We start from the raw sequence: 12,400 nt of genomic DNA on the forward strand, positions 1-12,400 counted from the left end.
GACGACCTCGGCCTTCCACGCCGAGGTCCGTCAAAATATCCAAGACGCGCTACCCCGTGAATCGAAAGGCTGCTCCGCTTAAGTGAACAGCATTAACGCATGGCGGGGCTTTTTCATCACTTCAATGCTGAGCGATCACGCGAACGGATCATCCAGCACGATGGTGTCTTCGCGGTCGGCGCCGGTGGCGACGAGGGCGAGTTTGCAGCCGGAGAGTTCTTCCACCGCGCGCAGATAGGCGCGGGCGGCGGGCGGCAGCTGATTCCAGTCGCGGATGCCGGCGGTGGATTCTTCCCAGCCCGGGAATTCCAGGTAGACCGGCTTGCACTCGTCCCAGCCGTCCGCGTCGAGCGGGGCCAGCTCGCGGCGCTTGCCGCGGTACTCGTACGCGATGCAGACCTTGATGGTTTCCAGGCCGTCGAGCACGTCGAGCTTGGTGATCGCCAGACCGTTGATGCCGTTGATCTGGGTAGCGCGCTTGAGCGCGACCAGATCGATCCAGCCGCAGCGGCGCGGCCGGCCGGTGCTGGCGCCGAACTCGTTGCCGACCTTGCGCAGGCGCTCGCCCATGTCGTCGTTCAACTCGGTCGGGAACGGACCGCTGCCGACACGCGTGGCGTAGGCCTTGCAGATACCCAGCACGTAGTCGATGTCGCTGGCGCCCACGCCGGTGCCGGCCAGCGCGCCACCGATGGTGGTGTTGCTGGAGGTGACGTAGGGATAGGTGCCGTGATCGATATCGAGTAGCGCGCCCTGCGCACCTTCAAACAGGATGTTGCCGCCGCTCTTGCGCACGTCGTGCAGGATGGTGGCGACGTCGTCGACCATCGGGCGGATGTATTCGCCCCAGGCGAGCGCGTCCTTGAGCACGGTGTCGTAGTCGACCGGCTCGGCTTTCAGCCACTGGGTGAGAATGAAGTTGTGATAGTCGACGGCGGTTTTCAGCAGCGCCGGCAGCTCGTGCGGGTACATCAGATCGGCCACGCGCACGCTGCGGCGGGCAACCTTGTCCTCGTACGCCGGGCCGATGCCGCGACCGGTGGTGCCGATGGCCTTGCCGCCGGCGGCGATCTCGCGGGCCTTATCCACGGCGATGTGGTAAGGCATGATCAGCGGCGTGGCCGGGCTTATCTTGAGGCGTGAGCGCACTTCGACGCCGTTGCCTTCGAGCTCGGCAATCTCTTCCATCAGCGCGGCGGGCGACAGCACCACGCCGTTGCCGATCAGGCACAGCGCGTCGTCGCGCAGGATGCCCGAGGGAATGAGGTGCAGCACGGTCTTTTTGCCCTTGATCACCAGCGTGTGGCCGGCGTTGTGGCCGCCCTGGAAACGGGCGACGGCGCTGACGCGCTCGGTCAGCAGGTCGACGATCTTGCCCTTGCCTTCGTCGCCCCACTGGGCACCAAGAATGACTACTGACTTACCCATGATGTTCTCGCTCATGTTTGCATGCCCGCGGATGGGCAACATCGGTGATGGAATGAATTATCCGGCCAGCGCGTACGCTGGCAAAAACTCGTGTTCAGTGCTTCGGCGACGGGTCGTCGAAGTAACGCAGGAATTCCGAATCGGGCTTGAGGATCAACACGCCCTTGCCGTTCTTGAACGCGGTGCCATACGCAATAAGGCTGCGGTAGAAGTTGTAGAACTCCGGATCCTGACCATAGGACTGTGCATAAATGGCAGCCGCCTGGGCATCGCCGTCACCACGCACTTTTTCAGCATCGCGTTCGGCGTCGGCTTTCAGCACCACGACCTGACGATCGGCGTCGGCCTGAATCCGGGTCTTGGCCTCCTGCCCGGCCGAACGCAGCTGGTTGGCTATCTGCACTTGTTCGGCGCGCATGCGCTTGTACACGGCAGCATCGACTTCGGCCGGCAGGTCGATGCCCTTGATGCGCACGTCGACCACTTCCATGCCGAGGCTCTTGCGGGCGGCCGCATCGGCCACCGTGCGGGAGTGGTCGGTGATCTGCTGCGTGCCGCCGGCGATGATGTCGTCCAGCTTGTGCGTGCTGAACTGCGCGCGCAACGCGTCGTTGATCAACGGCATCAGTCGCTGCGCGGCCTGCAGCGAATCGCCGCCGGTGGCACCGTAATAGGCGGTGGCATTGGCGATGCGCCACTTCACGTAGAAGTTGACGTCGACGCTTTTCTTTTCCGCGGTGATGTACTGCTGCGGCTGCGCGTCGAGCGACAGGATGCGGTTGTCGATGGCGACCACCTGCTGCAGCAGCGGAATCTTGGCATGTAGGCCGGGCGGCTCGTCTGCGCGGACGATACGGCCAAACTGCAAGAGCAGCGCACTGTGCCCTTCATTGACCACGAACAGGCTGTTGAGCCCGAGGATGATCAGTGCCGCAACCACGGCAGCGATAATGACCTTGTTCATGGCTGCTTGCCTTTGTCGTCTGCGGGCGGCGCATCGATGGTGGCGGGCACCACGGCGTTGACGGTCGCCGAGCTGGCTGGCGCGGCGCCGGTGGCTTCGCTGCCGGCGGCTGGAAGGTTGATGACGTTGCGTCCACCCGAGCCGTCGATGACCTTGGTGGTGTTGGCCATCACCTGCTCCATGGTTTCCAGATACAGGCGACGACGAGTGACTTCGGGCGCGCCCTTGTATTCCTTCAGGATCAGGTTGAAGCGGGCGGTGTCGCCCTCGGCGCGGGCAATGCGTTCGGCCTTGTAGCCCTCGGCGGCGGCCGCGATACGCGAGGCATCGCCGCGTGCGATAGGCAATACCTTGCTGGCGTAGGCCTGGGCGGCGTTTTCGCTGCTCTGCTTGTCTTCGCGCGCGTTGTTGACGTCGTCGAAAGCGTCTTTCACTTCTTTCGGCGGCGCCACGTTCTGGAAGCTGATGTCGTTGACCTGCATGCCGGCGCTGTAGCCATCTAGCGTTTTCTGCACGGCCAGCTTGGCCTGCCCAGCCAGCGGCGTGCCGCCGCCGGAAAGAATCTGGTCCATCGTGCTGGCACCGATCACGCTGCGCACGGCCGACTCCGCGGCCGCTTGCACGGTGCCGTCGGGATCGTTGAGCGAGAACAGGTATTTCTGCGCATCGGTCACCTGGTATTGCACGGTGAGGTCGACCGCGATGATGTTCTCGTCGCGTGTCAGCAGAGTGACTTTGTCGTTGACCGAACGCACGCGCGCCGCGTCGACTTTTTCGACCGACTCGAACGGCTGCGGCAGCTTGAGATGGAAGCCGGGACCGAGCGTGCGCGCGTATCCACCAAACCGTAGCACCACGCCGACCTGACGCGCCTCGATCACGGTGTAGCTGCTCAGCAGCAGACCGACGACGATCAGAACGATCACGCCAGTGATGATGTTGCGCGACATCTGCTTGGGCGAGCCCAGCAGTTTCTTGGCTTGCTTGAACAGGTCGTCGAACGGCGACTTGCCGTTGCCGCCGTCCGGCTTGCGGTTGTTCTTGCCCCACGGATCACGCTTCTGCCCGTCGCCGGGTTCATTCCATGCCACTGTCAGTCTCCTTGGAGTCGGGAGGCCGGCAACCACGGCCGGAACACACGTTGAGGGGAATAGCGCATGCGAGGTAGCCAATACGATCGAAACGGCGTGCTGCCCGGAAGGCTTTTGGCCGCACAAACACCGCCGATTCTAACAGAGAGTGCCGCGATCGTCCGCGGTTCTGCATACGGCTTTCAGGGTAGCGGCGCCTCGGCCAGCAATTCGCGCAGGAGCTGGGTTTCGATGGCATCGCCGCCGCTCAGCGGCGCAATGACACTGCGCGGCGCGTCGATGCGCAGCTGCCAGCCGTGCTCGTCCACCGTCTCACCGGTGATCGCACCAGCTGCCTTGAGCCGGGCATGCAGCCGGCCGGCGGTCAGCGGCAGCTGCAGGCCGGACTGGATGCGCTCGCCGCCGAGCAGTTCGCCCAGCGCTTGGCGCAGCAGCTCCAGGCCCTCGCCCGTGGCGGCGGACAGCCATACGCGGGTGGGCTTGCCGGCTGCATCGCGATCGATGCGGGGCGTGATGCTCGAGCGAGTGAGCGTGGCGGCGGGCTGACTTTCGCCAGCCGGCGCATCGCCCTCGCCTTGTACCAGATCGATCTTGTTCATCACCTGCAGCTGCGGCAGATCGCCGGCGTCGATTTCTTCGAGCACGGTGTCGACGACATGATGCAGCCGGTCGCGCTCGTCGTCCGAGGCGTCGCAGACGTGCAGCAGCAAATCGGCATCGCGCGCCTCGGCCAACGTGGCGCGGAAGGCGGCGACCAGGTCATGCGGTAGCTCGCGGATAAAACCGACCGTATCGGCCAGCACTGCCGGCCCGCAGGCCAAGCCTTCGAGCTTGCGTACGGTGGGATCGAGCGTGGCGAACAACTGATCGGCCGCGTAGACCTCGCCGGTGGTCAGCGCATTGAACAAGGTGGACTTGCCCGCATTGGTGTAACCGACCAGGGCCACACGCGGCACGGTGTTGCGCAGACGCGCGCGACGCTGCTGGGTGCGCTGGGTCTGCACTTTTTCCAGCCGCTTGGTCAGCATCTTGACACGCTCGGCGAGCAGCCGGCGATCGAGCTCGAGCTGGGTTTCACCCGGACCGCGGTTGCCGATGGCGCCGCCACGCTGGGCGTCCAGATGGGTCCAGCCGCGCACCAGCCGGGTCGCGATGTGCTTGAGCTGGGCAAGCTCCACTTCGAGCTTGCCCTCGTGCGAACGGGCGCGCTGGGCGAAGATGTCGAGGATCAGGCCGGCACGATCGACCACGCGGATGCCCAGGTGTTCTTCGAGGTTGCGCTCCTGCACCGGAGTGAGCTCGTGATCGACCAGCACCAGATCGGCACCGACCGCTCTGGCAGCCTCGGCAACTTCGTCGGCCTTGCCGGTGCCGATGAAATAGCGTGGATTGGGATTCTCCACCCTCGCCGCGATGGTGCCGAGTACCTCGGCACCGGCGGACTTGACCAACTCGGCAAATTCTTCGCCGCGACGCACGGTGTCGTGCTCCGCACGGGAGTGCGGCAACACGAGCAAGGCGCGATCGCCTCTTTTCTGTCTATCGAACACGGATGGGTGGGGCCTGGTGGAAACCTACCCACTTCATGCGGGCTGCAGCCGCGTCAATCAAGCGTCGGCATCGGCCGAGGCACCATCGCCATGGCCATCGTGACCGTCCGGACCGTCGTGGCCGTTGCCGATCTTGACGTTGCGGCTGGGCACCACGGTGGAGATGGCGTGCTTGTAGACCATCTGGCTGACCTGATTGCGCAGCAGCACCACGAACTGGTCGAACGATTCGACCGTACCCTGCAGCTTGATGCCGTTGACCAGATAAATGGCCACGGGCACGCGTTCGCGACGCAACGCGTTCAAAAACGGATCCTGCAACGATTGTCCCTTGGACATTTCTTATTCTCCCCTTGGTGCGACCAGGTCCGAGAAAAAACGCCAATGGCGCCTCGGCCCAACAATGTTCTGATCTTAACCGCTTTTAAATGGCTGATGAAAGGGGATTTTTGCGCTACGGGTCGGCGCGCGGCAAAGTGCCGGGGCCGATGCTTTTCGAAGCACCACTCACGCGCAGGAAACCGTTAATGGAGCCGGCCGAGAAATAGCTCTACGGCATCGACGGCGCGGGCCAGCGGATGCCCTCGATCCGGATCGAATACGCGTGCACCCACATCGCTGCGCAGCCAGGTGATTTGCCGCTTGGCCAACTGGCGGGTGGCGAAGATGGCGCGATCGCGGAACTCGGCAGCATTGGTTTTGCCGTCCAGATGCTCCCACGCCTGCCGATAGCCCACGGCACGGATGGCGGGGAGATCCGCGTGCAGATCGTGGCGCGCTCGCAGCGTTTTCATTTCGTCGAGAAATCCGTCGGCGAGCATGGCGTCGAAACGCTGCGCGATGCGCGCATGCAGCGCGCGTCGGTCCTCGGGCAAGAGTGCCAGCTTGAGCACCCGCCAGGGAAAGCGTGCATGGCCGCGCTGCTGAAGCTCGGACAGCGGCCGACCGGTGAGCTCGATCACTTCCAGCGCACGCTGCAGCCGCTGCGCATCGTTGGCGCCGATGCGTGCGGCGGCGGCCGGATCGAGGGCGACCAGGCGCGCATGCATGGCCGGCCAGCCGATCCGTTGCGCTTCGGCGAACAGTCGCTCGCGCAGCGCGGGATGGGCGTCGGGCAGATCGGACAAGCCCTGCTGCAACGCGCGAAAATACAGCCCGGTACCGCCGACCAGCAGCGGCACCCTGCCCCGCGCGCTGATCTGCCGCATCACCGGCAACGCGTCGGCCGCAAAGTCGGCCGCCGAATAAGGCTGCGACGGCTCGCGAATATCGATCAGCGCATGTGGATAGCGTGCCAATGTAGGGGCGTCCGGCTTCGCCGTGCCGATATCCATACCGCGATACACGAGCGCGGAGTCGACACTTACAAGGTCCAACGGAAACTGATCGCTCAGTTCGCACGCCAGCGCGGTCTTGCCCGAGGCCGTGGGGCCCATAAGGAAGATGGCAAGTGGGCGCTGATCAATGGGCATCGGCGCATTGTAAAGGTCTGTTACGCGACCACGCATCGTCAGGCGCTGATGCGAAACTTGTGACAGAGCCTTCAAGTGCCCGTTCGCAGCTAGTGAAAAGGCGCGGCAACGGCAGCCGGCTTATCTGAGCAATCCACCCTCACGACGACGTTGACCATGCCCACCTTGCCTCGCTTCCTTTTCGTGTTCATCACCGGCAGCGGGCTCGCCCTCGGTGGCGTAGCCGCCGCGGCCGCGCCTGCAACGCCCGATTTCAGCGGCATCTGGCGATTGAACGATCAGCAGAGCGATAGCCCCGACCAAATCGCCGCACGACTGCGCGCCGAGCGAAAGCGCGAAGAGGCCGCTGCACAACTGCCGGCCAGCGCATCCACGAGCAGTACGTCAGCGGTGAGCAGCGCATCCAATTCGCATGGCGGCCACGGCGGTGGTCGCAGCGGTGGCGGCATGGGCGGTGGTGGAGGCCACGGCCGCGGTGGCAATCACAGCCAGAGCAAAGACCGCAGCAACGACGGCGTGTCGCCGATTGTCGACACGCCGCCTCCATTGCTTGCGAACGATTCCATCCTCAACGTGCAACAAGACGCCAAACATATGCAGGTCGCCTTGAGCGACAGTGACCAACTCAACGCCAGGCTCGACGGCGTCGCGCAGCAGTCGCTCAACGGCAGCGCGGTGGTGCAGACAAGAAACTACACCGATGGCCTATCGATCAGCATGCAGTTCGATGGCGGCACGCACCTGGACGAGTTTTGGGTGAAATCGGCCGACGGCCATCACTTGACCGTGACCGAACAATGGACGACGCCGACGGTAAAGCAACCCATCGTGTTCAAACGCAGCTACGACCGGCTGGATATCTGAACCTCACCGAGCCGAGTCGCCAATGACGCAGTGCGTCAGGGCGCCGATCGGTCGAGCCGATCTATAATGGGAGATTGCCTCCACTCGTCCCCGGATATCCCATGCAGCAGCAGACAATGAAAGCCTTGGTCAAGCGCAAGCCCGAGCAGGGTATCTGGATGGAAGAGGTGCCGATCCCCGAGATCGGCCCGAACGAAGTGCTGATCAAGATGGAAAAGACCGCAATCTGCGGCACCGACCTGCACATCTATAAGTGGGACGAGTGGTCGCAGCGCACGATCACCCCCGGGCTGACCATCGGCCATGAGTTTGTCGGCCGCATCGTCGCGATGGGTCCGGGCGTGACCGGCTACAAGATTGGCGACCGCGTGTCCGCCGAAGGTCATATCGTTTGCGGCCACTGCCGCAACTGCCGCGGCGGCCGCACGCACCTTTGCCCTAACACGGTCGGCATCGGCGTGAATCGCAACGGCGCGTTTGCCGAATACATGGCCATGCCGGCGTCCAACCTGTGGCCGATTCCCGATCAGATTCCGTCCGAACTGGCGGCATTCTTCGATCCCTACGGCAATGCCGCGCACTGCGCGCTGGAGTTCGACCTGATCGGCGAAGACGTGCTGATTACCGGTGCCGGCCCGATCGGCATCATTGCCGCCGGTATCGCCAAGCACGTGGGCGCGCGCAATGTCGTGGTGACCGACGTCAACGATTACCGCCTCAAGCTGGCGGCCGACATGGGCGCGACCCGCGTGGTCAACGTTTCCAAGCAGTCCCTCAAGGATGCCATCGCCGATCTGCATATCGAGGGCTTCGACGTCGGCATGGAGATGAGCGGCAACCCGCGCGCCTTCGGCGACATGCTCGACTGCATGTACCACGGCGGCAAGATCGCCATGCTCGGCATCATGCCGCGCGGCGCCGGCATCGACTGGGACAAGGTGATCTTCAAGGGTCTGACCCTGCAAGGCATCTACGGCCGCCGCATGTACGAGACCTGGTACAAGATGACCCAGATGGTGCTGACCGGCTTTCCGCTGCAGAAGGTGCTCACCCATCAGATCGCCATCGACGATTTCCAGAAGGGCTTCGACCTGATGGATGCGGGCGTCTGCGGCAAGGTGGTTTGCTCCTGGCACTAAGCGCCGCGCTTGAACGTTCAACGCAACGCCCCGCTTTTGCGGGGCGTTGCCGTTTGAGGACGGGAAAAGGTGGACTGGCTAACGACTGGCCAACCTGCCGCTGGCGTAAACTCGCCTCAGGAATGTCAGAGAGCCGCAGCATAGGAAGCGCTCACGCTGCCAAATCGGCCACGCGGGATGACTCGCAACCAGGGGAGCAACGGTCGAATGCGGGAATGGAAACTGCCGCCATGGTCACATCCCTCCGCCTGGCGCGAGCCGGCGGGCAAATTCTATCGATCGCACCGCACGCGCAAGACGCTGCGCATCGTCGTTATCGTATTGGTGGTGTTTGGCCTGCTGGGCTTTTTCGCGGCGCCGCCGCTGATACGCAGCCAGCTGCAAAGTCGATTGAGCCAGACCCTGCAGCGACCCGTCACCGTGCAGCAGGTGCACCTCAATCCGTTCACGCTGAGGCTTGCGCTGGACGGTTTGCATATCGGCGATCGCGATGGCCGCAGCCGCTTCGTCGACATCGATCAACTGGTGATCGACGCGTCGTGGAGTTCGTTGTTTCGCTTCGCGCCGATTCTCGACCAGCTGCAGCTCGATCGACCGCGCATTTTGCTTGCACGCGACGGGCCGCAGCACTTCAACTTTTCCGATTTGATCGACAAGTTCGCCGGCGGCTCGGCCGAGCCGAATGCATCGCCAGCGCGATTCGCGCTGTACAACATCAGCGTGCATCAGGGTGATGTCGTTTTCGACGACAGTGTGCAGAAGGCGCATCACGAAGTAGCCCAGCTGGAGCTGGGCATCCCGTTTATCGCCAACCTGCCGAGCGATACCGATATCTTCGTGCAACCGCTGCTGGCGATGACGGTAGACAGCAGCGCCGTCAGGCTAGCCGGTCAAATCAAGCCGTTCGCCAGCACGCGCGAGTCGGTGATGCATTTTCACCTCGATCATCTCGACCTACCCCGCTACCTCGGCTACGTGCCGGCACTGCCGATAGGGATAGCAAAAGGGCAGCTCTCCGGCGAGCTGGATCTGCACTTCATCGCCGACCCGAAAACACCGCGCCTCAGCCTCACCGGCACACTGCAACTGGACCAGCTGGCGGTGACCGGCAAAGACTCGACGCCACTGCTCAGCCTCCAGCAAGCCCAGGCACAGCTGACCGACGTACAGCCGCTGATCGCACGCTACACGCTCGGCACGCTGCGTCTGGATCATCCCGAGCTGAAGTACGTCAGCTTGGCCGCAGGTCACAGCAACTTCGATCCGCTGCTCGGTGACGGCAAACCCGGCGAAGGTGCAAAGACTGCCGTGCGTATCGCGCAACTGGATATCAGCGGCGGCCATCTGCTTTACGTCGATAAAACCGGTCCATCACCGACTCAGCTGAGCGTGGAAGACCTGAGCGGCAGCATCGACGGGTTGACGACAGTGTCGGCACCGCCGGCCACGCTCAATATGACTGCCCAGCTCAATGGCGGCAGCCTGAAAGCGAAAGGCACGGTCGATATCGCCGCCAGCCAGTTTCGCGGCCATGTCAGTCTGGATGGCGTGGACATGGCGCCGCTGCAAGGTATCGGTGACCCCACGCTTGCGGCAAACCTGAGCGGCAAACTCGCCGCCCATGGACAACTTCGGGCGCAGTGGCACGGTCCCTTCAATGCGCAACTCAACAGCGCGCAGATCACGCTGAGCGACGTGGCGCTGCTACCGAAGAAGCGCAAGGATTCGGGCGTGCAGTGGAAAAGCCTGCTGCTCGGTCTCGACCAGCTCGACCTGGCCAAAAAAGAGGCGAAGCTCGCCACGGTGACGTTTAAAGGATTGACTGTCGATGCGCAGCGACTGGCCAATGGCAACGTCGATCTGGCGGAGCTCGTGTCTTCACCCGCAGCTTCAACATCCGCATCGTACTCACCCGCTGCGGAAGGACATAAAAAATCCAGAACATCCAAAGAAACAGCATCGACCGGCATCTGGCACTGGCATATCGACCACTTCTTGCTTGATGACGGCGCCTTCGCGCTGACCGATCAAAAAACGCCTGGCAAACCGCAGACCTTGAAGCTCAGCAAGATCAGCCTGAAGGCGGACGGTCTTTCCGATGACATGCATCAGCCGTTGAAGATCGACACCTCCGGCTCTATCGGCAAGAACGGCAGCTATCAGATCAGCGGTAAGGTGACGCCACAGCCGCTGGACGCGCAGCTGCAGATCAAGACGATGCGACTCAATCTGGCACCGTTCGAGAACTACGGCAGCGTGCCGCTGAATGTCCTGGTCAGCAGCGCACTGCTGACCAGTAACGGGCGCGTCCACTACGCGCAGCGCGGTGATCAATCGACGACGGATTACCGCGGTGTCGTCACGCTGGGCCGCGTGCGAGTGCAAGACAAGGTCAGCGGCGACGATTTCTTGCGTTGGGAAGCGCTGACGCTGAACGGCTTGAGCGTGCAGCTGGGCGAAGGTGCGCCGAAAGTTTCCATCGCGGCACTGACGATCGATCAGATTTACGCGCGGCTGATCATCAATGCCAATGGACGGCTGAATACGCAGGACGTGGTGACCAATCCCGCCAGCGCCCCCGTATCGGTGACCCGCGCCGAAACTACACCCGCTGCGGCTGCTAGCGCCGCCGCGCCGGCGATTGTGAGCAATCTGCCGACACCTCAGATGCATATCGGCGCCGTCACGGTGACAAACAGCCAGCTCAATTACACCGACAACTTCATCAAGCCCAATTACACCGCCAATATCACCCAGCTGACTGGCAAGATCGGCGGCTTCGGCACCGACAACGGGCCGCCGGCCGACCTCAGCCTGCAGGGCGAACTCGACGACAACTCGCCAGTGGATATCGAAGGCTCGATCAATCCGCTGGCGCCAGTGGCATTTCTCGATATCACCGGCAAAGCGGAGGGCATCGAGCTGACCAACCTCAGCGCCTACTCCGGCAAATACACCGGCTATCCGATTACCAAGGGCCGGCTCAATGCCGACGTCCATTACAAACTGGATCAGCGCAAGCTGTCGGCGGACAACCATATCTTCATCGACCAGCTGACCTTCGGCGACCGCATCGAGGGTAAAGGCATCAGCCATCTGCCGGTAAAACTGGCGGTTGCGCTGCTGAAGGATTCGCAGGGACGCATCGACGTCCATCTGCCGGTTTCCGGCTCGCTGGACGATCCCAAGTTCAGCATCGGCGGACTGGTCTGGCACGCGTTCGTCAACCTGATCGGCCGTGCCGTCACCGCGCCGTTCCGGCTGCTGGCCTCGGCGTTCGGCGGTGGCTCTGGCCAGGATCTTGGGTATGTGGCGTTTGCGCCGGGCAGCAGCGAGCTCAGCGCCGACGCCCAGAAAAAACTCGCGCTCATCGTCAAGGCACTGACGGACAAGCCCTCGCTCAACCTGGACATCATCGGCCGCGCAGACCCTTCCAAGGATGAGAGCGGATTGCGCAGCGTCACCGTCGATCAGCTCGTTCGCGCCGAGCGGCGCGACGACGAAGGCGACAAAGCAGATGCACCGGCTTTCGCCGACGAAACCCCGCTGAGCCCCGACGACTACAATAAATATCTGACCAAAGCCTACAGGCACGCCAAATTCAAGAAACCGCGCGATCTGATAGGACTGACCAAATCGCAGCCGCCGGAGGTAATGAAAAGCATGCTGGAGGCCAGCGTGTCCACGGATACCGATGCCATGCGCCGTCTGGCCCAGCAGCGCGCGGATGCCGTTCGCGGCTGGCTGCGTGGCAAAGTGCCGGACAAGCGATTGTTCGTGCTGGCACCGAAACTCGATGCCAAGGGTATCGACGACAAGGGCGCGACCACCCGCGTCGACTTCGGGCTGCACTGAAGATTCGCGGGTGTGTTGCCACGAGATGATGCCCGAG

9 protein-coding genes are annotated in these 12,400 nt (G+C 63.1%); 3 read left to right on the forward strand and 6 right to left on the reverse strand.

What is annotated here, in order from left to right; translation table 11 throughout:
* Positions 1–135: 135 nt before the first annotated feature.
* The 6 genes from HDE78_RS16465 to miaA form a co-directional block, all read right to left on the reverse strand.
* Positions 136–1,428: an adenylosuccinate synthase gene (locus HDE78_RS16465; RefSeq protein ID WP_179481757.1), complete on the reverse strand. Its 1,293-nt coding sequence runs from the start codon at positions 1,426–1,428 to the stop codon at positions 136–138.
* A gap of 94 nt (positions 1,429–1,522) precedes the next feature.
* Positions 1,523–2,392 carry a protease modulator HflC gene (gene hflC / locus HDE78_RS16470; RefSeq protein ID WP_179481478.1) on the reverse strand — a complete coding sequence of 290 codons (870 nt, stop codon included), beginning with the start codon at positions 2,390–2,392 and terminating at the stop codon, positions 1,523–1,525.
* A complete protein-coding gene (hflK, locus tag HDE78_RS16475) occupies positions 2,389–3,483 on the reverse strand; it encodes an FtsH protease activity modulator HflK (RefSeq protein ID WP_179481480.1) in 1,095 nt (364 codons plus the stop codon). Before hflK ends, hflC begins: the two co-directional genes overlap by 4 nt.
* A gap of 182 nt (positions 3,484–3,665) precedes the next feature.
* Entirely contained in the window at positions 3,666–5,033 is a 1,368-nt protein-coding gene (gene hflX / locus HDE78_RS16480; RefSeq protein WP_179481488.1) for a ribosome rescue GTPase HflX, read from the reverse strand.
* Between the two features lie 57 nt (positions 5,034–5,090).
* On the reverse strand, positions 5,091–5,372 hold the full coding sequence (gene hfq, locus HDE78_RS16485; protein WP_179481490.1) for an RNA chaperone Hfq: 282 nt from the start codon (positions 5,370–5,372) through the stop codon (positions 5,091–5,093).
* Positions 5,373–5,557: 185 nt separating this feature from the next.
* On the reverse strand, positions 5,558–6,505 hold the full coding sequence (miaA, locus tag HDE78_RS16490) for a tRNA (adenosine(37)-N6)-dimethylallyltransferase MiaA (protein ID WP_179481492.1): 948 nt from the start codon (positions 6,503–6,505) through the stop codon (positions 5,558–5,560).
* A gap of 156 nt (positions 6,506–6,661) precedes the next feature.
* Here miaA and HDE78_RS16495 point away from each other — a divergent pair, with 156 nt between their 5' ends.
* The 3 genes from HDE78_RS16495 (at position 6,662) to HDE78_RS16505 (ending at position 12,363) form a co-directional block, all read left to right on the forward strand.
* Positions 6,662–7,369 (forward strand): hypothetical protein, encoded by a 708-nt coding sequence (locus HDE78_RS16495; RefSeq protein WP_179481494.1) that lies wholly within the window; start codon positions 6,662–6,664, stop codon positions 7,367–7,369.
* A gap of 116 nt (positions 7,370–7,485) precedes the next feature.
* The gene (gene tdh, locus HDE78_RS16500; protein ID WP_179481759.1) at positions 7,486–8,508 is read left to right on the forward strand and encodes an L-threonine 3-dehydrogenase; all 1,023 of its coding nucleotides are present in this window, start codon (positions 7,486–7,488) and stop codon (positions 8,506–8,508) included.
* 207 nt (positions 8,509–8,715) lie between these two features.
* Positions 8,716–12,363, forward strand: coding sequence for a DUF748 domain-containing protein (locus HDE78_RS16505; RefSeq protein ID WP_179481496.1), 3,648 nt, complete (start codon positions 8,716–8,718; stop codon positions 12,361–12,363).
* Positions 12,364–12,400: the final 37 nt, after the last annotated feature.

The sequence above is a fragment of the Rhodanobacter sp. K2T2 genome (assembly GCF_013408815.1).
Lineage (GTDB): Bacteria > Pseudomonadota > Gammaproteobacteria > Xanthomonadales > Rhodanobacteraceae > Rhodanobacter.